The following is a 24,787-nucleotide window of genomic DNA, read 5'->3' on the forward strand; positions in this document are numbered from 1 at the left end:
CTTCGACGAGATCCACCCCGGTGGGCGCGGCGGTGTGCCCGCGCGGGGCTGATCGAATTCCGGGTGGCGTCCGTAGTACGGTTCGCGGGTGGCAATTCTCGACAGGTATCTCTACCCGCAGATGCCCGCGCAACGCATCATCCCGCTGGTGCTCTGGCCACTGAGCGTGCTGATGATTCTCCAGCGCTCGGTGATTCTCGGCGTCAACGGTGACCGAACCGACGATTTCAAACCGGTCTACAACGCCGCGTTGGCCTTCCTCAACCATCGGCCGGTGTACGCGGAGAATCTTGACACCGTCGACCCGCACTATCTGTACCCGCCGTCGGGCACGCTGCTCATGTCGCCGATCGCGGTCATCGACCCCGAGCGTTCCCGCTGGTTGTTCATCGCTGTCAGCGTGATCGCGCTGATCGCGTGCGCTTACCTGATCACGCGGCTGTTCGGGTACAGCGTGAACACCTGGGTGATGCCGACGGTGCTGTTCTTCTTCTTCAGCACCGAGACCGTCGCGCACACGCTGATCTTCACCAACTTCAACGCCTTCGTCCTGCTCGGCATGCTCGCGTTCATGATCTTGATGCTGCGCAACCACGACTGGTGGGCCGGCGTGCCCATCGGCCTGACGCTGGCCGTCAAACCGGTCCTCGCGCCGCTGTTACTGCTTCCTCTGCTGACGCGTCAGTGGCGGATATTCGTGGGCGCCATCGGCATTCCCGTGCTGCTCACGATTCTGGCGTGGCCGGTGTCGGCCGACCCCAAGTCCTTCCTGTCGCACACGGTTCCGTACCTGACTTCGACCCGCGACTACTACAACAGCTCCATTACCGGCAACGGCGCCTACTTCGGAGTGGCCGACTGGCTGATCGTCGTCCTGCGCATCGCGTTCACGCTGATGGCGATCTTCTCGTTGTGGTTCCTCTATCGCTACTACCGGCACACCAATGAACTGCTGTGGATGGCCACGTCGTCGGGAGTGTTGCTGTGCACGACGTTTCTGGTCGGGTCACTCGGCCAGGGTTACTACTCGATGCTGCTGTTCCCGCTGCTGATGACGGTGCTGATCCCCGGTTCCGCGATGCGTAACTGGCCCGCCTGGCTCGGTGTGTACGGCTGCTTCACGCTCGACAGCTTCCTATCGACCCGATGGGACGGATTCGGGCGGCAACTCGAGTACAACAAAGTCACCTGGGGGTGGTCGCTGCTGATGATCGCGGTGTTCTGTTCGTTGCTGTTCCGGTATCTGGACATGCGCCGCGACGGTGTGGCGGGACGGTGGAACCAGTGGTCGCCGTCGGCTGAGGGCGACGTGACAGGGGTGTCCGCCACGACATCACCCGAGTCGGCCTCGGCGTAATCCCCGGGTCACCAGCCCTGGGCATGCTGCCGCTCGGCGACCGCGGTCGTGCGGAAGCATTCGTCGGTGAGCGATCGTGCGATGTCACTCATCCGCGCCGACGACGCGGTACGGCCACGCACGAACTGTTCAGAACACCAAGAACAGGAGAATCCGTCCGACGCGGCCGCCGCCACTCGCCGACGTGTCACGCACGTCGCGCCGCGGGTCATCGATCCGGTCGGATATCGAACGATTCACCGGCGACGGCACCGGTTGACGCCGCGCCTGATCGGTCCAGACGACCGGGATGGTGTCGAAGTCGGTCGACATCCGCGGCTTCCACGCCTTGACTCGCCGGGTGACGGACCAGTCTTGCCCGAGTGAGGGTGTTCCCTGCACCGGACGACAGTGAGCCCTCCCGGGAGATGATCCGCGCGCGCCCCGACACTTGAACGACTCGTGTCCTGGTCTGGGGCGCGCTGTTCGGAGGACGCCGTCGTGGCGGCACCGGCCGTCGCCTCGTACCGTGGACGACATGACCGACACGCCCGCACAGAGTCCTGCCGATCTCGCCGACCTGTCCGACGCCGAGTGGCGCGAACGCCTGTCCCCCGCCGAGTATCGCGTCCTTCGCCAAGCCGGTACCGAGGCCCCCTTCACCGGTGAGTACACCGACAGCAAGACCGTCGGCGTCTACCGCTGCCGCGCGTGCGGCTCCGAATTGTTCCGCAGCGAGCAGAAGTTCGACTCGCACTGCGGGTGGCCGTCGTTCTTCTCCCCGCTCGCCGGGGACGCGATCATCGAACGATCCGACGACTCGCTGGGCATGCGCCGCACGGAGGTGCTGTGCGCCAACTGTGGCAGCCACCTGGGTCACGTCTTCGCCGGCGAGGGTTACGACACCCCCACCGACCTGCGCTACTGCATCAATTCGATCAGTCTGACGATGGAGCCGGACGAGGGCTGATCAGTCCGACACCGTCTCAGTCCGACACCGTCACCGACTCGATCGTCAACGGGATGCCGTCGAGTCCCACTGCGCACCCGGACGAGACCAGACCCGCGCCGGTGACCACCGCCAATCCCAACCACGACCGCCGCTGCCTCACGGAAGTGCGTCGACCAGCGCCGTCGGCTCTATCCGCGGACCGGTGAAGAACGGGGTCTCCTCACGCACATGCATGCGGGCCTCGGTGGCACGCAGATCGCGCATGAGATCGACGATCCGGTGCAGCTCTGGCGCCTCGAAGGCCAAGAGCCACTCGTAGTCGCCGAGCGCGAAGGATGCGACGGTGTTGGCCCGGACGTCCTTGTACCCGCGGGCGGCCTTGCCGTGGTCGGCGAGCATCGTGCGCCGCTCCTCGTCGGGCAGCAGGTACCACTCATACGACCGCACGAACGGGTAGACGCAGATGTAGTTGCCGGGCTCCTCCCCCGCCAGGAAGGCCGGGATGTGACTCTTGTTGAACTCCGCCGGGCGATGCAGCGCGACGTTGCTCCACACCGCGTTGCTCCCGCGTCCCAGCAGGGTCTCGCGACGGAACCGGTTGTAGGCGGCCTGCAGATCTTCGAGCTTCTCGGCGTGCCACCAGATCATGTAGTCGGCGTCGGCCCGAAGACCGGAGACGTCGTAGACGCCGCGGACCACCACGTCGGTGTCCTCGAGAGACTTGAAGAAGTCGGTGACGTCGGACTTCACGGCGTCCCGGTCGTCGCCGAGTTCTCCGGGCCGGACCGAGAAGACCGAGAACATCAGGTAACGGATGGTGGAGTTCAGTGCGGCGTAATCCAGGCGGCTCATGTCGTCAATCGTGCCACCGTCGCCGATGTGCCCGGCAGCCAGGGATGCTCAGCCGAGGTCGTCGAGCAGCGCTGCGGCCGCACGCCCGGCTTGTCCGATACAGGCCGGCACCCCGACACCGGAATACGACGACCCGGCCAGCACCAGCCCGCGCGGACATTCCCCGAGTAGTTGCGTCATCCGGGCGAGATGGCCCGGGGCGTAGCGCGGCAGGCCGCCCGTCCACCGTTGCAGATAGGTCGCCACAACTCGCGACGACGGCGCCGGGACGCCGGCCGCGGAGCACACGCGGTCGAGATCATCGAGCGCCCACACCCGCAACCGCTCGTCGATGCCCGGTTCGGTGTCCTCGCCGGGGATCGGCGCACCGTAGCGACCGAAAGACGCTCGCACCGAAACGGGACGGTCGGGTGAGTCCAGGTGCGCCCACTTTCGTGAGCTCAGCGTGAATGCCTTGGCCCGCAGGTCTTCTCCGGTGGCCACCAGCACCCCGGAGTTGTCGGGCAGCTGGGTTTCCGGCCGCAGGGCGACCGACACCACCACCGACGACGCAGGTTCGACGGCGCGCAGTCCTGGTACGACGGCGGGTACCGAAGTGCGCAGAAGGTGCGCGGCGATCCAGGCCGGGACCGCCACGACGACTCCGTCATAAACCGGTCCGGGGCCGGCGCCCGCGGCGGTGCGAACCGACCAGGAGCGCTCGACTCGGGTGACCTCGGCGACCGCACATCCGGTGATGAGTCGCGGGCGTGCTGCGTCGATCACGGCGTCGACGAGCACCTGATACCCACCGAGGAGTGTGCCGAAGACGGGTCCGGTACCGCGACTCTCGTCGAGCAGGCCACCGACGGCCTCGGTGAGGCTCCCTGCCCCCGCGTCCAGGCGCGCCGCCAGGGCCGGAATCGCCTCGCGCACACCGATATCACGAGCAAGACTGGAATAGACCCCGCCCAGCATCGGGTCGACGCTACGATCCACCACCGACAGACCGAACCGCCCGGCGACCAATTCGCCGACACTGATATCGGTCCCCGGATGCCAGCGCAGGGGTCGGGTGGGTTCGCTGTCGATGAGCCTCAGGTCGACCGGATCGACAAGACCCTCGACCGCCGTCGCCGACCGCGGTATCCCCATCAAGGCGGGTGCCGGCAGCGGATGCAACGTGCCGGCGGACCAGATCGCCGGTCGCCGGGTGGTCGGCGACACGACGCGGTCGGCCAGTCCGAGTTCGGTGACCAGATCGAGTGCCTCGGGTCGGTGGACGATGAAGGCCTCGGCGCCGACATCCACCGGCGATCCGCCGACGTCCACGGTGCGCAGGATGCCGCCCGGGCGGTCATCGTCGCAGTACACGTCGATCTGTGCGTCGGCACCGAATCCCTGCCGCAGACGCAGCGCCGCAACCAGGCCGGAGATCCCGGCGCCGACGATCGCGATGCGCACCGCCATCGTCAGAGCGCGTGGATCAGTTCGACGGCGCGGGTGAGCACGTCCGGATCGGTGTCGGGCAGAACTCCGTGACCGAGGTTGACGATGTGGCCGGTCGCGCCGGCGGCGAGGGCGCGTGTGCCGTCGTCGATGACCCGCTTGATCTCTGTTTCGACGACGGTCGGGCCGGCGAACAGGACCGTCGGATCGAGGTTTCCCTGCACCGCCTTACCGGATCCGACGCGGCGCACGGCCTCGTCGAGGGGCACCCGCCAGTCGACGCCGATGACGTCGGCGGGCGCCGCCATCGAGGCGAGGAGCTCTCCGGTCCCCACGCCGAAGTGGATGCGCGGCACGTCGTAGGGTGCCACCTCGGCGAACACCCGGGCGGTGTGCGGCGCGACGTAGGTCTGGTAGTCGGAGGCACTGAGCGCTCCCGCCCACGAGTCGAAGACCTGGATCGCGTCGACACCGGCGTCGAGCTGCACCTGCAGGAAGGTGATGGTGATGTCGGCGAGACGCCCCATCAGCGCGTGCCAGGTCGCGGGCTCGGACCGCATCAACGCCTTGGTGTGAACGTAGTTCCGGCTCGGGCCGCCCTCGATCAGGTAAGACGCGAGGGTGAACGGCGCACCGGCGAATCCGATCAGCGCGGTGGTCTCGGAGAGCTGGTCGAGGATGAGGCGCACCGCCCGCGCCACCGCACCGACCGAGCCCGGTTCGAGTCGCGGCAAGGCCTCGACGTCGGCCGATGTCCGAACCGGCGCGGCGATGACGGGTCCGGTGCCGGCCACGATGTCGAGGTCGATACCCGCCGCCTTGAGTGGAACCACGATGTCGGAGAACAGGATCGCCGCGTCGACGTCGTGGCGCCGGACCGGTTGCATGGTGATCTCACAGATCAGCTCGGGGTCGAAGCAGGATTCGAGCATCCCGTGATCGGCGCGGATCGCGCGATATTCGGGCAGCGAACGCCCGGCCTGCCGCATGAACCACACCGGGCGGCGCGTCGGGGTCTGGCCGCGTGCGGCCGCGACCAGCGGCATTCGGGTGTGGGTTCGGCGCGTTGCTTGTGTGTGCGACATCGGTACTCACTCTGCCATGTCCGCAGCACAATCCGGTCCGCGGAGCCCGATCGGTCGGACCCTGCGGTCGGGTCATCACCCGGCGCGCCTCCATCGCCGGGCGTGGTCCTCGTCATACTGTCGGGAGCGTGACCTCCTCCGGAGCTCCGACGGAGCCTGCCGACTTCCGCATCGCGGTAGAGTCGCTGCATTCCGCCCGCATCCGCCGCGACATCGAGGTCGGACCCATCCGCCCACCCCAGCGTCTCGCACCCTTCAGTTATGCCGTCGGCGCCGAGGTCAGTCCACCCGATTCCGACGACGTCGACACCGACTCGCAGGGCAGCGCCTTCGGCCGTTTGATCCTGCTCTACGACCCCGATGGCCAGGACGCGTGGAACGGCACGATGCGCCTGGTCGCCTACATCCAGGCGGAGATGGAGGCGGCTCTCGCGATGGACCCGCTGCTGCCCGAGGTCGCGTGGAGTTGGTTGTCCGATGCGCTCGGCGTGCCGGTCGGCCACACCGCGTCCGACGACGGGCATCCGGGTGGTTCGGCCGTGAGCGTGACCGCGTTGGGCGGCACCGTGACGTCGACCAGCTCGGTCCGCTACGGCGACATCGCCGGTCCACCGCGCGCACACCAACTGGAGTTGCGGGCGTCATGGACGGCACCGACGGCCGACGGTCTCGGCGGTCATCTCGAGGCCTTCTGCGATGTGTTGGCCTCGGCCGCGGGCCTTCCACCGGTCGGGGTCACCGAACTCGGGTCCGCGTGAACGATCCGGCCCCACCCGATACACCCGACGGCCCCGAAGATGACCGGCCGGCCACGACGCCGCTGCTCGCACCGCGCGACGGGGTGCCGGCGGTACTGACGAGTCCGACGGAATTCGCCCGTGCCGCTGAGCAACTCGCGGCCGGCGACGGTCCGGTCGCGTTGGACACCGAACGCGCGTCGGGTTACCGGTACTCCCAGCGGGCCTACCTCATCCAGATCCGTCGTCACGGTTCCGGCAGCTTTCTCATCGATCCCATCGAACATCCCGACGCACTCACCCCGCTCATCGACGTTCTCGAGGGACCGGAATGGGTTCTGCACGCCGCCGATCAGGACCTCCCCTGTCTGCGTGAGGTCGGATTCCGGGGCCGGGAACTGTTCGACACGGAACTCGCGGGCCGACTTCTCGGACTCACTCGGGTGAACCTCGCCGCGATGGTCGAGCAGTTCCTCGGGCTCGGCCTGCAGAAGGGGCATGGCGCTGCCGACTGGTCACGTCGACCCCTTCCCGACGAGTGGCTCAACTACGCCGCACTCGACGTCGAGGTGTTGGTGGAATTGCGGGACGCCATGGATGCGGCCTTGTCGGAGGCCGGAAAGCAGGAGTGGGCCCGCGAAGAATTCGCGTACGTCCTGGCGCGGCCGGCATCGCCGCCGCGAAGGGATCGTTGGCGCAAAACGGCCAACATCCACACGATCAAGACCGCGCGCGGCCTTGCCGCCGTGCGCGAATTGTGGACGGCGCGTGAGGAGATCGCGCAACGACGAGATGTTGCGCCGGGACGCGTGTTGCCCGATTCGGCGATCGTGACCGCCGCAGCGGCCGGACCGCAGTCCGCGGCCGAGCTCATCCGTCTACCCGTATTCGGCGGGCCGCGCCAACGCAAGCAGTCGGGAACGTGGTTGTCGGCCCTGCTGCGCGCACGCGACATGCCCGAAGCCGAACTCCCCCCGCGAAAGATCCCGACGACGGGTCTACCTCCGGTAAGCCGATGGGAGCAGCGCAATCCCGAGGCCGCCGCGCGCGCCGCACGAGTCCGTCCGCTGGTGAAGGAAATCGCCGAGGCCAACAATCTCCCCGCCGAGAACCTGCTCCACCCGGAACTCGTCCGGCAGCTGTGCTGGGAGGGACTACCGGTGCCGGTCACCGCGGAAGCGGTAAACGAGCGCCTGGCCGCAGAAGATGCCCGGGGCTGGCAACGCACGCTGACCGCAGACCCAATTGCCGGCGCACTCAACAGCATCGACGACTCCGCCGCCGACTCGAACGGAACCGACTGACCTTCGGCCGCGCACTCCGGTCCGATCGGCGAACCCCAAAGCAGTTGGGTGAGAATCTAATCCACTGATCGACCCCCAATCTCACCGGCCCAGCTCACCAACCCGCGCCGGTCGATCACTCCCATCCGGCCGGCCGAGACCCTCCCCTCACCCGCCGGTCGAGCCCTTCATTCTGAGAACTTGACCACCCCAATCCCATTGGTCCATGCACATCCTGGCAACTCAACGCCGTACCAGCCACGCCCGACAACCCCGAAAATCGTCAACGACCACCCTGACATCACCGCCCCCCTACAAGCAGGAACTCGACCAGATCCGCGACCACATCCACCGCGACCACACCAGCACCGACGCCGGTAGTGGTGCCGGGGCAACCGAACCCGCAGACACCGACGTGGTTGACGCCGACGTGGTTGACGCCGAGAGCGTCGATGCCGACGCGGCTGACGGTGACGCAGGTGGTGAGGCCGAGTCGGTCGATTCCGACGCCACCGCCGCCGACATCGACAACTCGGCGAGTTCGGACGCTGACAGCGAGTCCGACCACGAGGACGCGGCACCGACCGTCGGGGCCGAAACCCCATCCGATCGTGGTGTTTCGAAAGATCATCCGGCTCCGGCCGCCGACTGGTCCAACGTTGTCGACAGCTTTGATGAGGGCGACGACCACGAGTCAGGCGTCGCCGACCAGCCCGAACCAGGCGTCGACAAAGACGATTCAGGCGCTGCCCAATCCGATCCCGTCGAGCCCCGACCACCCGACCAACGGGACAGGCCCGACGCCGCAGGTGTCGAGCACCCCGACGAACCCGGTGTCACCGACACCGGGGACATCGACCTGGTCATCTTCGACGGAGACGGTGTTGCGATCACCGACGATCCCGACGACCCCGACACCACTGCCGGGCTGGAGTGTGCCTCGCGCACCCGAGTCCGGGTCCGCGACCCGACCACCGAAAGTCAGCCACGCGAGCACCGCATCCGTGATGGCGGCATCCGTCCCAGCCGCGTCGACCGCGAACGTGAGCTCGAGGAACCGGCCGCCGTCGGCAGCAACCCACGCAACAGCCGAATCAAACGAGTCCAGGCCGGCGGCCGGATCCACCACCGGCTCGACACCTCCTGAACCAGCCTTGCTGCCTGGACGCACCACGCCGCCGCAAAATCACTGTGACCGTGCGGAGGACGCGTCAGTCCGCGTCCGGTGTCTCCAGTTCCGCCGATGTCGAGTCGTCATGCGCCACATCGAGTTCGGAATCGTCGAGCGCAGCACGGTCGAGTCCGGGGGTCACCTGCATTCCGGAGACCGTGGCCGTGATGGACCGCGCCAAGTCCTGCGCGGTCAGACCGAGCTCCGACAAGATCTCACCGCGGGAAGCGTGAGAGATGAATTGCTGAGGAATCCCCCGGATCTGAACCGGCGCAGTCACATCCGCATCCGACAGTGCAGCGGCCACCGCCGATCCGACGCCTCCGTGCACACCGCTGTCTTCCAGTGTGACCACGAGTCGGTGACGACCGGCGAGTTCGACCACCGATGGCGGGACCGGCAACACCCATCGAGGATCGACGACGGTGGCCTCGATTCCCTGACTCCGCAGTCGCTCCGCGGTATCCAGGGCCAACGCGCAGAAGGCGCCGACCGCCACGATGAGAACGTCACCGCCGATCGGCTCAGTCGGCGAGGTGCCCCGCCGCAGCACATCAGCCCCGTCATCCAGACGCTCGATCGCCCGAATGTCTTCCGGCACAGCACCCTTGGAGAATCGCAGCGCAGTGGGTCCGTCGCCGATGTCCAAGGCCTCGTCAAACTCCTCTCGCAGCCGCACCGCATCACGAGGTGCGGCGACGCGGATCCCCGGAACCAGGCCCAGTAGCGACAGATCCCACATTCCGTGATGGCTCGGACCGTCGGGGCCGGTGATCCCGGCACGATCGAGGACCAGCGTCACCGGCAGTTTCAGCAGCGCGACATCCATCAACAACTGATCGAAGGCACGATTGAGGAAGGTCGAATAGATCGCGACCACCGGGTGCAGACCGCCCAGTGCCAACCCGGCCGCCGAGGTCATCGCATGCTGTTCGGCGATCCCCACGTCGAACATCCGGTCCGGGTACCGCTCGCCGAAGGGCGCCAGTCCGGTCGGGCCGGGCATCGCGGCGGTGATCGCCACCACATCGTCCCGGGCGGCGCCGGCCTCCATCAGCGCAGCGGAGAACACCGACGTCCAATCCTGCGGCGACACGGTCTTGGCACGGCCGGTGGCGGGATCGATGACTCCGGTGGAGTGCATCTGATCGGCAACGTGATTCTCCGCGTGCGCATACCCCATGCCCTTGCGGGTCACCGTGTGCACGATCACCGGCCCGCCGAAGGCCTTGGCCTGGCGGAACGCCGACTCGAGTGCCTCCACGTCGTGGCCGTTCACCGGTCCCACGTACTTGAGGCCGAGATCGGTGAACATCGCCTGCGGCGCAAGCAGATCCTTCAAGCCGCTCTTCATCCCGTGAAGCAGCGCGTACGCCGGGTCGCCGACGACCGGCAGCTTCTGCACCACCTTGCGTCCCTCGTCGAGCACGCGCTCGTACCCCGGCTGCAGCCGCAGTCCGGACAGGTGTTTGGCGAGTCCGCCGATGGTCGGGGCATACGATCGACCGTTGTCGTTCACGACGATCACCACCGGCCGATCGGCACCGGCGATGTTGTTGATGGCCTCCCAGCACATTCCGCCGGTGAGCGCACCGTCACCGACGACGGCGACCACGGTCCGCTCGTCCTGCCCGGTGAGCGCGAACGACTTCGCGAGGCCGTCGGCGTACGACAACGCGGCCGAGGCGTGTGAGGATTCGACCCAGTCGTGCGGGCTCTCGGCACGATCCTGATACCCGGTGAGGCCGCCCTTCTGCCGCAACGAATCGAACCCGTCACGCCGGCCGGTCACGATCTTGTGCACATAACACTGATGCCCTGTGTCGAAGATCACCGGATCGATCGGCGAATGGAAGACACGATGCAGCGCCAGGGTCAGCTCGACGACACCCAGATTCGGTCCGAGGTGCCCGCCGACCGCCGACACCTTCTCGACGAGGAAATCGCGGATCTCACTCGCCAACGCGGTGACGTCCTCGGGCGAGAGCGCACGCAGATCCGCCGGTGAATTGATGTGCTCGAGTTGGCCCATCACTCCTCCATCATGTTGTCGTCCACGGTCGGCGGGTCCGGCGCCACACCGGCGGGCTGCCCCGGTGAATACCCTTGAGCTCCAGGCCCCCGACCACGAACCCACCGGTTCGACCCGGGGGATTCGTCCCTCGACGCCGGGAGGCGACGAAGGTCATCTGTGTCAGTCTACGGATGTCGCGGTGTCAGCCCGACGGCGACAAACCCTCAGACGAGTGAGGTCGACCGCACCAGTACTGCGATGGCCTCCAGATGGTGCGTGAGAGGGAATGCATCGAACCCCGCAATGGCTCGCACCCGATATCCCCGGGCGGTCCACAGACGCAGATCCCGCGCGAACCGGCCGACGTCGCAACCGACGTGCACCACCACCGGTGGACCCGCGGCGACGATGCCGTCGATCACCCGTGCCCCGGCGCCCGTCCGCGGCGGGTCGAGAACCACGACATCCGGTGTGGGAAGGTCACCGATGGCCTCCGCCACCTCGCCACGATGGCACCGCACCCGCGGATCGTCACCGAAGGTCACCTCGGCGGCCGCAAGTGCGCCGCCGTCGGAGTCGACGATGTCCACCCGACCGGCACCGACGTCGTCGAGGAGAGCAGCAGCGAACACACCCGCACCGCCGTACAGGTCCCAGCACGTCACCGGCTCACCCGTCCCGACGCCGACACCCCCGAGATACCGCCGCACGAACTCGGCGACCGTCGCAGCATACACCGAAGGTGCTGCGCGGTGACCCTGCCAGAAACCGGTCACCGGGATGCGCCAGCTACGGCCCCCCACCCGGTGCACCGCGGCCGCCTCTCCCTCGAGCACGGTCAGCGCACGAGCGCCCTCACGACCGCGTCGACGTCGTTGCGCCGACCGGCGGTCCGCACCCCGCCGGTCCGTGCCTCGACGCTGCGTTGCCCGACGCCGACCACCGGAACCGCCTCCGGGACTCGGTGGTGCCAGTTCGGTGATGTGACGGTGACCGTCGTCGTCGAGCACGATGGCGAGCTCGGCGCCCGGTGTGTATCCGGCGTCGACGCCGACGATCATCGTCGAATCGGGTTGCGCGCAGGGGTGTCCGACGACGATTCCCGCGGTCCCTCGTTCGTGCACCCCCGCACGACCGTCGGCGTCGACGGTCAGTCGGGTGCGGATCCGCCAACCCACCTCGGCGTCGTCGAGTGCGCGAACCGCCGCGGACGCATCCTCGAGAACGTCGAGGGTGTCCGGCGTGAAGCCGCCCACCCGAATCAGGACGTCACGGAGCACCTGCGACTTCAGAGTTCGCGCGTGGGCCGCCGCGACGAACGCGAAGTCGCAACAGCCTGCTCCGTGAACCGCTGCCGGACAACGGTTTTCGATGCGATAGGGCGACGGATCGAGAACGTCGCAGATCTCCGCGGAGAGAAATCCCGGCTTCTCTCCGACGATCGTCGCGGTCACGGTCTCACCGGGAATCGCGCCCCGGACGAACACGACCCGGCCGTCGGGTGCGTGGGCTATGGCGGTGCCGCCGTTCGCGGGCCGCTGCACAGCCAACGTCAGCAACTCGGGCGCACTCACGAGTCGGGGCCACCCAGGGCACGCCGGGTGTCACCGGGGGCGTTGTAGGACAGATCCGCCTTGCGGCGCTCGGACGAAGTGAGCTGCCAGGGCACCGACGTCACCATCACCCCGGGCTCGAACAGCAGGCGCGTCTTCAACCGCAGAGCCGACTGGTTGTGCAGGATCTGCTCCCACCAATGCCCCACCACGTACTCCGGAATGAACACGGTGATGACATCGCGGGGCGACTCTCGTCGGACGCGACGGACGTAATCGATCACCGGGCGGGTGATCTCACGATAGGGCGACGCAATCACCTTGAGCGGCACCCGGATGTCGCTGGCCTCCCACTCCGACACCAGCCGCCGAGTGTCGCGATCGTCGACGTTGACCGTGATCGCCTCGAGCACGTCGGGGCGGGTGGCGCGGGCATACAGCAGGGCCCGCTTGGTGGCCAGGTGCAGCGTGGAGACCAACACCACCGAGTGGGTCCGGCTCGGCAACACCTGCTCGTCCTCGTCGGCGGCACGTTCGAGCTCGCGCTGGACCGAGGCGTAGTGGTGGTGGATCAGTTTCATGATCACGAACAGGATGACCATCGCCAGGATCGCGATCCAGGCGCCGGCGGTGAACTTGGTGATCAGCACGACCACCAGCACCGTCGCCGTCATGATCAGACCCACCGTGTTGATCACCCGGGATTGCATCATCCGCCGACGCGCACTCGGGTCGGTTTCGGTGCGCAACAACCGCGTCCAGTGCCGCACCATGCCCGTCTGGCTCAGGGTGAACGACACGAACACGCCGACGATGTAGAGCTGGATGAGCGCGGTCACCTCACCACCGAAGGCGATCACGAAGGCCATCGCTGCGACGGCAAGGAACACGATGCCGTTGCTGAAGGCCAGCCGGTCGCCGCGGGTGTGCATCTGGCGGGGCAGATAACGATCCTGGGCGAGCACCGACCCGAGCACCGGAAAGCCGTTGAAGGCGGTGTTGGCCGCCAGCATCAGGATCAGGGCGGTCACGGTCGCGACGAAATAGAACCCGATCGGAAAACCCTCGAAGACAGCGTGCGCCAACTGGGCGATCATGGCTTCCTGCTGGTAGCCGGGGGGCGCACCGATCAGGTCGGTCTCCGGATTCATCACGTATTTCGCGCCGATCCGCTCGGCAAGGAAGACGATGCCCAGCAGCAGCACGATCGCGATGCTGCCGAGAAGGAGCAGCGTAGTCGCGGCGTTGCGCGACTTGGGTTTCTGGAAGGCCGGAACCCCGTTGCTGATCGCCTCCACACCGGTCAGCGCCGCGCATCCGGACGAAAACGCACGCGCGATGAGGAACACGAACGCGATACCCATCAGGTGATTGTTCTCGGCCCTGATCTCGAAGTTCGCGGTCTCGGCCTGCACGTCGCGTCCCAGAACGAAGATCTCCAGGAATCCCCAGATGAGCATGCCCAGCACACCGAAGATGAAGGCGTAGGTCGGAATTGCCAGCACCGACCCGGATTCTTTGAGCCCGCGCAGATTCACCGCCGCCAGCACGATGATTGCCGCGACACAGAACCAGACGCGGTGCTCGTGCACGAAGGGTATCGCCGCGCCGATGTTCTCCGCCGCCGACGAGATCGACACCGCGACGGTGAGGACGTAGTCGACCAGCAGCGCACTGCCGACCGTCAGGCCCGCGGTGGGACCGAGATTGACGGTGGCCACCTCGTAGTCACCGCCACCGGAGGGATAGGCGTGCACGTTCTGTCGATAGCTGGCGACGACGACCGCCATCACGATCGCGACCGCGATCGCCACCCACGGTGTGTACGCCAGGGCGGACAACCCGGCGACCGAGAGGACCAGGAAGATCTCCTGCGGCGCGTAGGCGACCGATGACATCGCGTCCGACGCGAACACCGGTAGCGCTATGCGCTTGGGCAGCAGTGTGTGGCCGAGTCTGTCGCTGCGGAATGGACGTCCCAGCAGCAGACGTTTCGTCGCGACGGACACCTTTGACACGGTGGACACCAGGCAACACTAGAACCTGCGATACCCGAAGGCCACCAGGACTCGCATCATCGGCCGGGCAGTACGGGTAGGTTCATCTCTGCATGGACGACGCGGTCGTTGGTGGCGTCGATGAATCCCTGCGCCGCCGAGTCGTGGGCGAACCCCACAGGCAAGTGATCGCCGGAAAGGGTGCACCGTGAAAGGACCGCTGTGCGAGTAGTCATCATGGGCTGCGGACGAGTCGGATCGGCGCTGGCGATGGCCATGCAGAAGCGTGGGCACGAGGTCGCGGTGATCGATCGTGACGCATCGGCCTTCGCGCGCCTCGGCGATGCCTTCACCGGTGATCGCATCGTCGGTGTCGGATTCGATCGAGACGTGCTGATCCGCGCCGGAATCGAGAAAGCCGACGCCTTCGCCGCCGTCTCCTCCGGCGACAACTCCAACATCATCTCCGCGCGCGTGGCACGCGAGACCTTCGACATCGAACGCGTGGTGGCCCGCATCTACGACGCCAAACGCGCGGCGGTCTACGAACGCCTCGGCATCCCGACGGTGGCGACGGTGCCGTGGACCACCGAACGTTTCGTCTCGGCCCTCGGCGAGACCTCGACCACCACCGAGTGGCGTGACCCGTCGGGGACGTTGGCGATCGCGCAACTCGACATCCACGAGTCGTGGATCGGGACGAGTTCGATCAAGTTCCAGGAGCGCACCGGCGCCCGGATCGCCTTCCTCAACCGCGTCGGTACGCCGGTGCTGCCGGAGGCGAAGACCGTTCTGCAGCAAAGCGATGTGGTGTTCGCCGCGGTGCTGCTCGACCGGTTGCCGGAGACACGCGCACTGGTGGCCGCTCCGCTGACCGACGACTGACCACCAACAACGGCCATTGATCTGATGGGCTGCCCATCCGCCCCGTCACCACCGTCTTCGACAGGAGAACGTCATGAGAGTCGCCATCGCCGGTGCCGGCGCCGTCGGGCGATCGATTGCCCGCGAGCTGCTCGTCAACTCGCACGAGGTCACCTTGTTCGAGCGCAAGTCCGATCACATCGACACCGACGCCGTCCCCGGCGCGCAATGGCTACTCACCGACGCCTGTGAGCTGTCGAATCTCGAGTCGGCGAATCTGCAGTCCTTCGACGTGATGATCGCCGCGACCGGCGACGACAAGGCCAACCTGGTGGTGAGTCTTCTCGCGAAGACGGAGTTCGCCGTCAATCGGGTGGTCGCCCGGGTCAACGACCCCCGCAACGAGTGGCTTTTCGGCGAGGAGTGGGGCGTCGATGTCGCGGTGTCGACGCCGCGGCTGCTCGCCTCGCTCGTCGAGGAGGCGGTCTCCGTGGGAGATCTGGTGCGCCTGATGACATTCCGCCAGGGACAGGCCAACCTGGTCGAACTCACGTTGCCTGCGAACACGCCACTCGCCGGCCGCCCCGTTCACAAGCTTCAGTTGCCCAGAGATGCTGCGCTCGTGGCGATCCTGCGCGGCGGCAGGGTGATCGTGCCCGAACGCGACGATCCGCTCGAGGGCGGCGACGAACTGGTGTTCATCGCACCGGCCGAGGCCGAACCCGCGCTGCACGCCGCGATGCGGATCGAGTAGCCGCCAGATCCAGGGGCACACAGCCCCCGGCGGCAACGGTAGAGCCCGCACGTCGAGCCGGGCACTGCTCGCCGGGCAGCAGAAAGGCGGCCGCAGTGGGCCGCCTTCGTGGTGCGCTCCGTCAGTCCTCGTCGCCGTAGAGCTCGTAGTACGGGTTGTAGATCACCTTGGTGCCGTCATGCTCGCCGAGGCGACCCCGTACGGTCAACTTCCGGCCCGGTTCGATTCCCGGGATCCGGTTGCGTCCCAGCCATTTCAGCATCACGACGTCGGTTCCGTCGAAGAACTCGGCCCGGACTCCGCTCTTGGCGGTGCGCGAACACATCTCCACCGATCGCAGTTCCCCGTGCATGGTGACCTCGTCACCGCGGCAACACTCGACGGCGCGCTGAGCGCCGGTCGCTTCGGATTCGGCAGCGATCTGCTGCGCATCGGCGTTGCCGAGATCCTCGGTCAACCGCTTCGTCAGCCGCTTGAGATATCCGGCTGTCGGCATCGCAACCTCCAAGACGATGTGCCTTCGCCCAGTCGGGGTCGTGGTGCCTTGTGGGCCGGGCCTTGATGTAGTACTCGACGCCCCGACGTGGGTGCTTGGCCTCAGCGTAGACCCAAGCTCACGACGCGTACAACGCACGGCATGATCGTGGCATGCCCGCGAATGACATACACGCCGTGACCAGCACGAATGGCAGGTCTCACACCGCGGTGTCGGCGCTCGTCGTGATGCCCGGAACAGGCTCGGACGCCGACTTCGCCCGGCGGGCTTTCGGTGCGGCCGCCGCGCGGATGGGTGTGGAACTGATCGCCCTGCAACCCGAGGAGGATCTCCTCGGGGGTCACCGCCGGCGCCTGGACGAATCGGCGGAACGGTACGGCCGGATTCTGGTGGGCGGCATCTCGATCGGAGCCGCCATCGCCCTCGACTGGGCACTTGGCCGCGGCGGGTCGGACCGGGCCCCCGACGGGTCGGATCGGTGCGCCGGGGTGTGGGCCGCCCTGCCGGCGTGGAGCGGGGTCGGCGACTGGACGCTCGCCGCCCAGAGCGCCGCGGCGACCGCACGGGCGCTGCGCATCGATGGGCTGGAGGCCACGATCGCCGCGATGCGCCACGGCAGTCCCACGTGGCTGGGTGCCGAACTCACCCGCAGCTGGCGGGCCCTGTACCCGGGTCTGGTCGGCCAGTTGGAGCAGGCCGCGCGGTATCGGGCCCCGACCGTCGACGACATCGCACACCTCGCCGTGCCCCTGGCGATCACCGCGGCAGCCGATGACCCGCTGCATCCGCTCGAGGTCGCGGAACATTGGTGTGCCGCGGCACCCAAGGCGCACCTCGTGCGCGTGGGTCTACACGAGTGGGGACAGAATCCGTCCGTGCTGGGGCGCTCCTGCGCGCGGGCGTGGGGTGAACTCGTGCGGTGAGCGCCGCCCAGGCCCGATCCAGCTCGGGGAACGGCTCAGCTCTTGGAACGGCTCAGCTCTTGGAACGGCGACGCCGGAAGCGCTGCATCGCCGAACCCGACGACGGCGGGATCGCCTCGGACTCCTCCTTGATCACGTCGGCGGCCGGGTCGGCCTCACGCACGAGGGTGGCCTGTTCGATCTGTTCGAGCGCACCGCCCGGGATGCGTTCGACGTCGATGTCCTCACCGAGATCGCCATCCACATCATCGTTGTCGACGCGGGTCTCGGCGACGTCCTCGGGTTGAGCCGGGGCGGGTACCGGTGAGGTTTCGGTGCCCGGTGCGGCTCCGGGCGGCACGGCACCGCCCATCTGCTGCGCCATCTGTTGCTGTGCGGCGGCCACCTGCTCGGCGAGGACCGGCGGCAAGACGATCGGGAGCATCTCCCGGGGCGGATGCGGGTCCTTGCCGCGCCGGACCACGGACTCGGCCAGCACCGCCCGAGCCAATTGGCTCAGCTGGTCCCGTGACTCGTCCGGACCGCTGGCCACACACCGGACCATCCATCGGGGACCGTCGACACCGATGAAGCGGTGGGCGCCACCGGGGACCTCCGCGAGGACCTCACGACCCCAGTGCGCATCCTCGACGCTCACGGTGGCACCTTCGTCGCGCAGGGAAGCCGCGAGCTCGCGCACGACCTCGCGCCACAGGCCCGGTGACCGTGGTGCCGCGAAGGCCGTCACGCTGATCCGGCCGTGCGGGGTGACGAGGTACACCGCCTCCGGCTGATGATCCGGGGACATCTCCACGGTCACCTGTCCCCCCTCGACCACGGGGACCAGCACCGAACCCAGATCCAGATGAGAGTTCGCCAATTCTTCGGCCGGCGTGGCCAATTCGTCGATGTCGTAGGGTCCACGCGCCTGCCCGACCCGCAGTTCGTCGTCCGCTGCCATCTTCTGTCTCAATCTCCTGCCCTCACCGCGAACCACGGTGTGCCGACCTTCCCGTGTGCAGGGTAATCGACGGGCCGACCGCGACGTCGGAGGTCAGCGGTAACGGTCGACGCCGGCCGGAAATGTCGGGGGATGCGCGTTCTTCAGGACTCGGGGCCGGACAGTGCGGCGTGGCCACCGCTGGACCCGTATCCACCGGCGCCGCGGCTGGTCTCGTCGAGCTCGTCGACCTCCACGAACGACGGGAGCTCGACACGCTGGATGACCAGTTGGGCGATGCGGTCGCCGCGTGCGATGTGGATCGGCTCGCTCGGATCGAGGTTGATCAGGCACACCTTGATCTCACCGCGGTAGCCGGCGTCGATGGTGCCGGGCGTGTTCACGATCGACAGCCCGGCGCGCGCCGCCAACCCGGATCGGGGATGAATCAGGCCCACCGTGCCCACCGGCAGTGCGATGGCGATCCCCGTGCCGACCAGTTGGCGACGGCCGGCGGGAAGTTCGAGGTCGATGGTGGAACAGAGGTCGACGCCGGCGTCGCCCGGGTGTGCCCGGGCCGGCAGCGGAAGATCGGGATCGAGGCGGCGGACCCGAACCGGTGGCAGCGAGTCGCTCGGACCAGGGGTGAGATCTGATGTCACGCTGGCAGACTACGCTGGCCCTGTGAGTGATCCCGAACCCAGCGAGTCCCATCCCGACGCCCAGACCGCAGGCAATGCCGTCGGGTCGGCCGGTGGCTCCGCAGCCGATCGGGCCACCGGGGGCGACACACGTTTCGACGAACGACTGAGCGTCCCGTGGTGGTGGTGGCTGGCCGCGGCGGTGGTGACCGGCGTGGTCGGGCACGAGATCGAGCTCTCGGCACACCGTTCGGGATGGGGATACCTCGGATACGTGGGTACCGCGATCGTGTGCGCGCTGGCGCTCTGGTCGATGGGTCGCACACGCATCCGGGTGACGACCGATGGCGAACTCCGGGCGGGCAAGGCGCGCCTGCCGCGTTCGGTGATAGCTCGAGGTGCGACGATCAGCGCCTCGGCGAAGAGCGCGGCCCTGGGACGCCAGCTCGACCCGGCCGCATTCCTGGTGCACCACGCCTGGGTCAAGACGATGGTGCTGTTGGTTCTCGACGACCCCGACGACCCGACCCCGTACTGGCTGGTGTCGACCCGTCGGCCCGGCGAATTGCTGGAAGCCCTCGGAGTGCCGGACGCCGCGGCGCCCTCATAAAGGTCACCGGCGACCCGGCCCGCCGTTCGCCGGGCAGCGCCCCGACGACCTCAGGCGCAGTCGACGCAGATCATCGACGAGCCGTTCTCACGGGCGAGTCGACTGCGGTGATAAACGAGAAAACAGCTGCTACAAGTGAACTCGTCGGCCTGCTTCGGGATGACCCGCACCGACAGTTCTTCACCGGACAGGTCCGCCCCGGGGAGTTCGAACGACTCCGCGGTGTCTGTCTCGTCGACGTCGACGGCCGCGGCCTGTGCCTCGCTGCGCCGCGCCTTCAGTTCCTCGAGCGAGTCCTCGTTCAGGTCTTCGCTCTCCGTGCGTCGTGGCGCGTCATAATCAGTAGCCATTGTGTGCCTTACCTGGTTGGAGGAGCGCACCACGCAGTCCTCGGCTTGTGACCGTCATGAACCCTGGGTGCCGTACATGCCGGGATTGTCTTGCCGGCGTACCTACAACGTCATGACCGGGGCGATTCGTTACCCATCGACCACCGGATCGTTGTGAAGTTGCTCACGTTTTGATGCCTACTCGCCTCGGGCTCGGGAGAGCGGGCGCCCGAAGCATAGTGGAGACATCGCACAGAGTCAATCACGCCGGTCACCGCCGCTCGGTCGGGCTCGATCGCCACTCGACGCAGCCCGTTCCTCTCCGCCACCCGGTGGGCGCGGAGAATGTCACGGTGCCATCTCTGGTCGGCGCCGCCTCCGATCCGGCGACGGACGGACCCTCTACAGTGGGCCCAAATCCGCTGGCGATGAAGGAGCGCAGTCCACGGTGGTCTCGCAGATTACGACCGGTTACCCCACCGATCACAACGGGCGACCGTATCGCCGACGCCGAAGCCGGCCCATTCTCATCGTGTTGGCCGTGCTCGCCGTCCTGGGGGTCATCGCCTGGTCGGTGGCGCTGGCGGGCTCGGAGGCCGACGCGACGCCCACCGACTGCAACGTTCCGACCCCGGCGAGTGCCTCCGCCACCGATTCCGCACCGGCCGACGCGGCCCCGGCGCCGACCTCCGCCGAACAACCGACCTCCACCGTCGTCGATCGCGACGACATGCTCAAGGTCGCTCCGGCGGCGCTGTCGACATTCCAGGTGCGGGTGCTCAACGCGTCCACACAGCGCGGCGCGGCACGCTCGGCGTCGGGCGATCTGACGGCGCAGGGTTTCACCCCGGCCAGCGACTCCGCCTACGGCGACGACCCGCTCTACCCCAACCACGATCTCAACTGTGTCGCGCAGATCCGCTTCGGCCCGGCCGGACAGGCGGCCGCGGCGGCGGTGTGGCTCGCGATCCCGTGCGCCCAACTCGTCAACGACGGACGTCGCGGCACCGACGTCGACGTCGCGCTCGGCGAGTACTACGAGGCCCAGGAGCAGTCCCAGGATGCGCAGGCGGCGCTGGAGGCGCTGCGGTCGGCGGATCCGAAGAACCCGCAGAGCGGCGTCGACCCGGGTCTGGTCAGCGCCGTGCATTCCCAGCGCTGCTGATCGCGCCCGCCGCGACCGGCGCGGGGTTCGGCCTCAGATCATGCCTGGGCGGGCAGCGCCCTCCGGGCATCGACCGAGTCGAGGAGTGCGATGAAACTCTCGGCGATCCCCGGTGCCACCGCGATCGTGGGATGACCGTCGTCCGAGCGTGAATCCGGCGGCGGCAACAGCACTCTCGCGCCCGCCTCGGCGGCGATGAGCCCACCCGCCGCCCAATCCCAGGGACTCAGGCCGTGTTCGATGTGCGCGTCGACGGCACCGCTGGCGACCATGCACAGATCAAGTGCGGCGGCCCCGATCCGGCGCAAGTCCCGCACCTTGGGCAGCAACTGCGCCACCAGCGCCCCCTGCGCACGCCGCCGGCGGGCGTCGTACCCGAAACCGGTGGCCACCAACGCCAGGCCCACCTCGTCGATGGCGTTGCATCGCAACGGGGTTCGCACTCCGTCGACGGTCATGACGGCACCGCCACCCAGCGTCGCCGAGTAGGTGACCCGCCGTGCGACGTCGACCACCGCACCCGCCACCGATCGCCCGTCGATCTGCGCGGCCACCGACACCGCATACGCCGGGATGCCGTACATGAAGTTGACCGTCCCGTCGATCGGGTCGACGACCCAGCGCACTCCGGTCGGCACGGCGACGCTGCCGCCGGCCTCCTCCCCGAGGACGTGGTCACCGGGCCGCAGCCGATGCAGCATCGCGCGGATCAGTGCCTCGGTCTCGGTGTCGGCCACGGTGACCGGATCGGTGGGCGTCGACTTGGTCGTCACCGCATCGTCGACGCCGTCCTCGGCCGCGCCGGGACCCGGTCCACCGAACAGTTCCGGCCGTCGGGTGCGCACGTGTGCGGCGGCCTCGTGCGCCACCGCAACCGCCACCGCGCCCAACGACGCCGGGTCGATGTCGGCCGCGCCCCCACCCGCCTCGGACACGTCCGAACTCCCGGACCGATGGTCGACGACACCCTGCCTGTCTGCGTGCTCCACCGTTCCATGTGAGCACACCCGCCGGCCGACGGTGCGATCGGGCAAGTCGGGCCCGGCGCCCCCGACGAGAGTTCTCCGCACACCCCTGCGACCTGCGCGCGGTGTCGATAGCCTGAAGACGCCGCGGCGAGCGTGATCGTCGGCCGGCACCCGACCATCGCCTGAGAGGACTCGCCATGACCGACTCCGCAGTGCCCGACTCCCCCACCACCGCAACGAATCTGGGCTTCGGCGTCGATGTCGGCGGGTCGGGCATCAAGGGCGGGATCGTCGACCTCGACACGGGTGCGCTGGTCGGCGAGCGGTTCAAGGTCCTCACCCCCAAGCCCGCGACACCCAATGCGGTCGCCGGGGGCGTCGCCGAGGTGGTGGCCCACTTCGACTGGGCCGGACCGGTCGGCATCACCCTGCCGGGCGTGATCACCGACGGTGTGATGCGGACCGCTGCCAACATCGATCCCGCCTGGATCGGGACCGACGTGTACGCCCTCTTCAGCGAGATGATGGGCGGACGGCAGGTGTCGGTGCTCAACGACGCCGACGCCGCCGGGATGGCCGAGGATGCTTACGGGGCGGGTAAGGGCGTCAGCGGCGTGGTGATGCTGTTGACCTTCGGTACCGGGATCGGCTCGGCCATCCTCATCAACGGAACCCTGGTGCCCAACACCGAACTCGGGCACCTCATCGTCGGCAACAAGGAGGCCGAGCACCAGGCGTCCTCACGGATCAAGGAGGAGAAGGGATGGTCGTATGGGAAGTGGACCCAGAAGGTGTCGACCGTTCTCAAGGAGTACGAGGCACTGTTCTGGCCCAAACTCTTCATCGCCGGAGGCGGAATCAGCCGCAAGTCCGACAAGTGGATTCCGCTGCTGACCAACTCCACCCCGGTGGTGCCGGCCACCCTGCTCAACACCGCGGGCATCGTCGGGGCCGCGATGGCCGTCAACCAGGGTCTCCGCGTCTGACCGTGACCTTGACACAGCCATCCTGACCAGGCCTTTGTCACATTCGGCCGGAGGGTGTCGTTACAATGGTCCGCACCGGCGACTTCACGCCGGATCAAGCCCTGATCAGCGACGGCTCACCGCTGCCGCAACGATAGACACGATTCGTATCCGAAAGGTTGTACGTGGCAGCCACCCAGACCCGCCAGAACGACGCCGAGGTCGAGGATCCGACGTCAACCGCCCCCGCGGCTGACAAGGCACCCGCGAAGAAGGTCGCCAAGAAGGCGGCCAAGAAAGCAACCGCCCGCAAGACCGCAGCAAAGAAGGCCCCGGCCCGCAAGGCTGCGAAGAAGACCGCCGCCAAGGCCGTGGCCACGGGCGCCGCCGATGCCACCGAGGATTCCGACGACGAGCCCACCTCGATCGACGACATCGACGTCCCCGACACCGAGCTCGACGACGTCGAGATCGATGACGTCGAGATCGACGACGACGCCGAGGACGAGTCCGAGGACGACTCGGACGACGACGAGGACGATGCCGAGGCCGACGGCGACGCCACCAAGACCGACGCGCCGGCACCGGCCGCCGCCACCGGTACCGGTACCTCCAAGGCCACCGCAGCCAAGCCCAAAGAGGACGCCAAGGAGGCCAAGTCCGGCGACTTCGTCTGGGACGAAGAGGAATCCGAGGCCCTGCGGCAGGCCCGCAAGGACGCGGAACTGACCGCATCGGCCGATTCGGTGCGTGCCTACCTCAAGCAGATCGGCAAGGTCGCACTGCTCAACGCCGAGGAGGAGGTCGAACTTGCCAAGCGCATCGAGGCCGGCCTGTTCGCCACCGAGCGGTTGCGGCGCATGCTGGCATCCGGCGAGAAGGTGTCCACCGCCGCCAAACGGGACCTCAACTGGATCTCGCGCGACGGCAACCGGGCGAAGAATCACCTCCTCGAGGCCAACCTGCGTCTCGTCGTCTCGCTGGCCAAGCGTTACACCGGCCGCGGCATGGCCTTCCTGGACCTCATCCAGGAGGGCAACCTGGGCCTGATCCGTGCGGTCGAGAAGTTCGACTACACCAAGGGCTATAAGTTCTCGACGTACGCCACCTGGTGGATCCGCCAGGCCATCACCCGTGCCATGGCCGATCAGGCCCGCACCATCCGCATCCCGGTCCACATGGTCGAGGTCATCAACAAGCTCGGCCGTATCCAGCGCGAACTCCTCCAGGACCTCGGCCGCGAGCCGACCCCCGAGGAACTCGCCAAGGAGATGGACATCACGCCGGAGAAGGTGCTGGAGATCCAGCAGTACGCGCGTGAACCGATCTCGCTGGATCAGACCATCGGCGACGAAGGCGATTCGCAGCTCGGTGACTTCATCGAGGACTCCGAAGCGGTCGTCGCGGTCGACGCGGTGAGCTTCACGCTGCTACAGGATCAGCTGCAGTCCGTGCTGGAAACCCTCTCCGAACGTGAGGCCGGCGTCGTCCGACTCCGTTTCGGTCTGACCGACGGTCAGCCGCGCACGCTGGACGAGATCGGACAGGTCTACGGCGTGACGCGCGAACGCATCCGGCAGATCGAGTCGAAGACCATGTCGAAGCTGCGCCACCCGTCGCGGTCCCAGGTCCTGCGCGACTACCTGGACTGACAACGCCGCATCATCAGATCAACGCCCCGGCCGCATGGCCGGGGCGTTGATCGTTCACGGCCCCTGTCGGCACCCGTGTCAAGGGTTGCGCCC

General features: G+C 67.7%; 25 protein-coding genes. 12 read left to right on the top strand and 13 right to left on the bottom strand.

The genetic code is table 11. The features are described 5' to 3' along the window. Positions 1-88 precede the first annotated feature (88 nt). Positions 89-1,357 (top strand): glycosyltransferase family 87 protein, encoded by a 1,269-nt coding sequence (locus ACWDPV_RS21685; protein WP_449744620.1) that lies wholly within the window; start codon positions 89-91, stop codon positions 1,355-1,357. A 129-nt stretch (positions 1,358-1,486) separates the two neighbouring features. On the opposite strand, the gene ACWDPV_RS21690 is transcribed toward ACWDPV_RS21685, so the two are convergent. Next, positions 1,487-1,669: a hypothetical protein gene (locus ACWDPV_RS21690; protein WP_449744621.1), complete on the bottom strand. Its 183-nt coding sequence runs from the start codon at positions 1,667-1,669 to the stop codon at positions 1,487-1,489. Between the two features lie 205 nt (positions 1,670-1,874). On the opposite strand from ACWDPV_RS21690, the gene msrB reads away from it, so the two are divergent. Next, a complete protein-coding gene (gene msrB / locus ACWDPV_RS21695) occupies positions 1,875-2,306 on the top strand; it encodes a peptide-methionine (R)-S-oxide reductase MsrB (RefSeq protein WP_449744622.1) in 432 nt (143 codons plus the stop codon). 16 nt (positions 2,307-2,322) lie between these two features. Here msrB and ACWDPV_RS21700 read toward each other — a convergent pair whose 3' ends face one another. The 4 genes from ACWDPV_RS21700 to hemE are packed head-to-tail and all read right to left on the bottom strand — an operon-like array spanning position 2,323 to position 5,653. After that, a complete protein-coding gene (locus ACWDPV_RS21700; RefSeq protein ID WP_449744623.1) occupies positions 2,323-2,448 on the bottom strand; it encodes a hypothetical protein in 126 nt (41 codons plus the stop codon). Then, positions 2,445-3,140 carry a hydrogen peroxide-dependent heme synthase gene (hemQ, locus tag ACWDPV_RS21705; RefSeq protein ID WP_449744624.1) on the bottom strand — a complete coding sequence of 232 codons (696 nt, stop codon included), beginning with the start codon at positions 3,138-3,140 and terminating at the stop codon, positions 2,445-2,447. Before hemQ ends, ACWDPV_RS21700 begins: the two co-directional genes overlap by 4 nt. Before the next feature lie 48 nt (positions 3,141-3,188). Further along, positions 3,189-4,589, bottom strand: coding sequence for a protoporphyrinogen oxidase (gene hemG, locus ACWDPV_RS21710; protein ID WP_449744625.1), 1,401 nt, complete (start codon positions 4,587-4,589; stop codon positions 3,189-3,191). 2 nt (positions 4,590-4,591) lie between these two features. After that, positions 4,592-5,653: a uroporphyrinogen decarboxylase gene (gene hemE, locus ACWDPV_RS21715; protein ID WP_449744626.1), complete on the bottom strand. Its 1,062-nt coding sequence runs from the start codon at positions 5,651-5,653 to the stop codon at positions 4,592-4,594. Between the two features lie 128 nt (positions 5,654-5,781). On the opposite strand from hemE, the gene ACWDPV_RS21720 reads away from it, so the two are divergent. The 3 genes from ACWDPV_RS21720 (at position 5,782) to ACWDPV_RS21730 (ending at position 8,820) form a co-directional block, all read left to right on the top strand. Continuing rightward, the gene (locus ACWDPV_RS21720) at positions 5,782-6,411 is read left to right on the top strand and encodes a DUF3000 domain-containing protein (RefSeq protein ID WP_449744627.1); all 630 of its coding nucleotides are present in this window, start codon (positions 5,782-5,784) and stop codon (positions 6,409-6,411) included. After that, the gene (locus ACWDPV_RS21725; RefSeq protein ID WP_449744628.1) at positions 6,408-7,694 is read left to right on the top strand and encodes an HRDC domain-containing protein; all 1,287 of its coding nucleotides are present in this window, start codon (positions 6,408-6,410) and stop codon (positions 7,692-7,694) included. Before ACWDPV_RS21720 ends, ACWDPV_RS21725 begins: the two co-directional genes overlap by 4 nt. Positions 7,695-7,899: 205 nt before the next feature. After that, entirely contained in the window at positions 7,900-8,820 is a 921-nt protein-coding gene (locus tag ACWDPV_RS21730; RefSeq protein ID WP_449744629.1) for a hypothetical protein, read from the top strand. Positions 8,821-8,884: 64 nt separating this feature from the next. Here ACWDPV_RS21730 and dxs read toward each other — a convergent pair whose 3' ends face one another. From dxs to ACWDPV_RS21745, 3 genes are all read right to left on the bottom strand, one after another. Next, positions 8,885-10,876 carry a 1-deoxy-D-xylulose-5-phosphate synthase gene (gene dxs / locus ACWDPV_RS21735; protein WP_449744630.1) on the bottom strand — a complete coding sequence of 664 codons (1,992 nt, stop codon included), beginning with the start codon at positions 10,874-10,876 and terminating at the stop codon, positions 8,885-8,887. A 206-nt stretch (positions 10,877-11,082) separates the two neighbouring features. Continuing rightward, positions 11,083-12,432 carry a class I SAM-dependent RNA methyltransferase gene (locus ACWDPV_RS21740; RefSeq protein ID WP_449744631.1) on the bottom strand — a complete coding sequence of 450 codons (1,350 nt, stop codon included), beginning with the start codon at positions 12,430-12,432 and terminating at the stop codon, positions 11,083-11,085. After that, positions 12,429-14,438, bottom strand: a complete 2,010-nt coding sequence (locus ACWDPV_RS21745; protein WP_449744632.1) for an APC family permease — start codon at positions 14,436-14,438, stop codon at positions 12,429-12,431. The genes ACWDPV_RS21740 and ACWDPV_RS21745 overlap by 4 nt, the downstream gene beginning before the upstream one ends. A 192-nt stretch (positions 14,439-14,630) precedes the next feature. Here ACWDPV_RS21745 and ACWDPV_RS21750 point away from each other — a divergent pair, with 192 nt between their 5' ends. Both ACWDPV_RS21750 and ACWDPV_RS21755 read left to right on the top strand, forming a co-directional pair. After that, entirely contained in the window at positions 14,631-15,293 is a 663-nt protein-coding gene (locus ACWDPV_RS21750; RefSeq protein WP_449744633.1) for a potassium channel family protein, read from the top strand. A gap of 73 nt (positions 15,294-15,366) precedes the next feature. Next, the gene (locus ACWDPV_RS21755) at positions 15,367-16,026 is read left to right on the top strand and encodes a potassium channel family protein (RefSeq protein WP_449744634.1); all 660 of its coding nucleotides are present in this window, start codon (positions 15,367-15,369) and stop codon (positions 16,024-16,026) included. A 121-nt stretch (positions 16,027-16,147) separates the two neighbouring features. On the opposite strand, the gene ACWDPV_RS21760 is transcribed toward ACWDPV_RS21755, so the two are convergent. Next, positions 16,148-16,522, bottom strand: coding sequence for an OB-fold nucleic acid binding domain-containing protein (locus ACWDPV_RS21760; RefSeq protein ID WP_449744635.1), 375 nt, complete (start codon positions 16,520-16,522; stop codon positions 16,148-16,150). A gap of 176 nt (positions 16,523-16,698) precedes the next feature. On the opposite strand from ACWDPV_RS21760, the gene ACWDPV_RS21765 reads away from it, so the two are divergent. Beyond that, positions 16,699-17,445, top strand: coding sequence for an alpha/beta hydrolase (locus ACWDPV_RS21765; RefSeq protein ID WP_449744636.1), 747 nt, complete (start codon positions 16,699-16,701; stop codon positions 17,443-17,445). Between the two features lie 52 nt (positions 17,446-17,497). Here the strand turns inward: ACWDPV_RS21765 and ACWDPV_RS21770 are convergent, their stop codons facing one another. Both ACWDPV_RS21770 and dut read right to left on the bottom strand, forming a co-directional pair. Next, the gene (locus ACWDPV_RS21770; RefSeq protein WP_449744637.1) at positions 17,498-18,385 is read right to left on the bottom strand and encodes a DUF3710 domain-containing protein; all 888 of its coding nucleotides are present in this window, start codon (positions 18,383-18,385) and stop codon (positions 17,498-17,500) included. A 143-nt stretch (positions 18,386-18,528) separates the two neighbouring features. Next, positions 18,529-19,026, bottom strand: a complete 498-nt coding sequence (gene dut, locus ACWDPV_RS21775; RefSeq protein ID WP_348803595.1) for a dUTP diphosphatase — start codon at positions 19,024-19,026, stop codon at positions 18,529-18,531. A 22-nt stretch (positions 19,027-19,048) separates the two neighbouring features. Here dut and ACWDPV_RS21780 point away from each other — a divergent pair, with 22 nt between their 5' ends. After that, the gene (locus ACWDPV_RS21780; RefSeq protein ID WP_449744638.1) at positions 19,049-19,615 is read left to right on the top strand and encodes a DUF3093 domain-containing protein; all 567 of its coding nucleotides are present in this window, start codon (positions 19,049-19,051) and stop codon (positions 19,613-19,615) included. Between the two features lie 50 nt (positions 19,616-19,665). Here the strand turns inward: ACWDPV_RS21780 and ACWDPV_RS21785 are convergent, their stop codons facing one another. Then, positions 19,666-19,965 (bottom strand): DUF4193 domain-containing protein, encoded by a 300-nt coding sequence (locus ACWDPV_RS21785; RefSeq protein ID WP_348803593.1) that lies wholly within the window; start codon positions 19,963-19,965, stop codon positions 19,666-19,668. 427 nt (positions 19,966-20,392) lie between these two features. Between ACWDPV_RS21785 and cei the strand changes: the two genes are divergently transcribed. Further along, positions 20,393-21,109 (top strand): envelope integrity protein Cei, encoded by a 717-nt coding sequence (gene cei, locus ACWDPV_RS21790; RefSeq protein ID WP_449744639.1) that lies wholly within the window; start codon positions 20,393-20,395, stop codon positions 21,107-21,109. A gap of 38 nt (positions 21,110-21,147) precedes the next feature. On the opposite strand, the gene ACWDPV_RS21795 is transcribed toward cei, so the two are convergent. Further along, positions 21,148-22,044, bottom strand: coding sequence for an inositol monophosphatase family protein (locus ACWDPV_RS21795; protein WP_449744640.1), 897 nt, complete (start codon positions 22,042-22,044; stop codon positions 21,148-21,150). Positions 22,045-22,274: 230 nt separating this feature from the next. Between ACWDPV_RS21795 and ppgK the strand changes: the two genes are divergently transcribed. Then, entirely contained in the window at positions 22,275-23,063 is a 789-nt protein-coding gene (gene ppgK, locus ACWDPV_RS21800) for a polyphosphate--glucose phosphotransferase (RefSeq protein WP_449744641.1), read from the top strand. Positions 23,064-23,227: 164 nt separating this feature from the next. Continuing rightward, positions 23,228-24,694: an RNA polymerase sigma factor gene (locus ACWDPV_RS21805; RefSeq protein WP_449744642.1), complete on the top strand. Its 1,467-nt coding sequence runs from the start codon at positions 23,228-23,230 to the stop codon at positions 24,692-24,694. The last annotated feature ends 93 nt before the right edge of the window (positions 24,695-24,787 follow it).

It is taken from the genome of Gordonia sp. NPDC003504, assembly GCF_053587995.1.

Bases quoted from the DNA above. Each gene is read 5' to 3' on its own strand.
- ACWDPV_RS21785 (WP_348803593.1), bottom strand. From the start codon at position 19,965: ATGGCTACTGATTATGACGCGCCACGACGCACGGAGAGCGAAGACCTG.
- ACWDPV_RS21730 (WP_449744629.1), top strand. From the start codon at position 7,900: ATGCACATCCTGGCAACTCAACGCCGTACCAGCCACGCCCGACAACCC.
- ACWDPV_RS21760 (WP_449744635.1), bottom strand. From the start codon at position 16,522: ATGCCGACAGCCGGATATCTCAAGCGGCTGACGAAGCGGTTGACCGAG.
- ACWDPV_RS21755 (WP_449744634.1), top strand. From the start codon at position 15,367: ATGAGAGTCGCCATCGCCGGTGCCGGCGCCGTCGGGCGATCGATTGCC.
- ppgK (WP_449744641.1), top strand. From the start codon at position 22,275: ATGACCGACTCCGCAGTGCCCGACTCCCCCACCACCGCAACGAATCTG.
- hemE (WP_449744626.1), bottom strand. From the start codon at position 5,653: ATGTCGCACACACAAGCAACGCGCCGAACCCACACCCGAATGCCGCTG.
- dxs (WP_449744630.1), bottom strand. From the start codon at position 10,876: ATGGGCCAACTCGAGCACATCAATTCACCGGCGGATCTGCGTGCGCTC.
- hemG (WP_449744625.1), bottom strand. From the start codon at position 4,589: ATGGCGGTGCGCATCGCGATCGTCGGCGCCGGGATCTCCGGCCTGGTT.
- hemQ (WP_449744624.1), bottom strand. From the start codon at position 3,140: ATGAGCCGCCTGGATTACGCCGCACTGAACTCCACCATCCGTTACCTG.
- ACWDPV_RS21770 (WP_449744637.1), bottom strand. From the start codon at position 18,385: ATGGCAGCGGACGACGAACTGCGGGTCGGGCAGGCGCGTGGACCCTAC.
- ACWDPV_RS21690 (WP_449744621.1), bottom strand. From the start codon at position 1,669: ATGTCGACCGACTTCGACACCATCCCGGTCGTCTGGACCGATCAGGCG.
- msrB (WP_449744622.1), top strand. From the start codon at position 1,875: ATGACCGACACGCCCGCACAGAGTCCTGCCGATCTCGCCGACCTGTCC.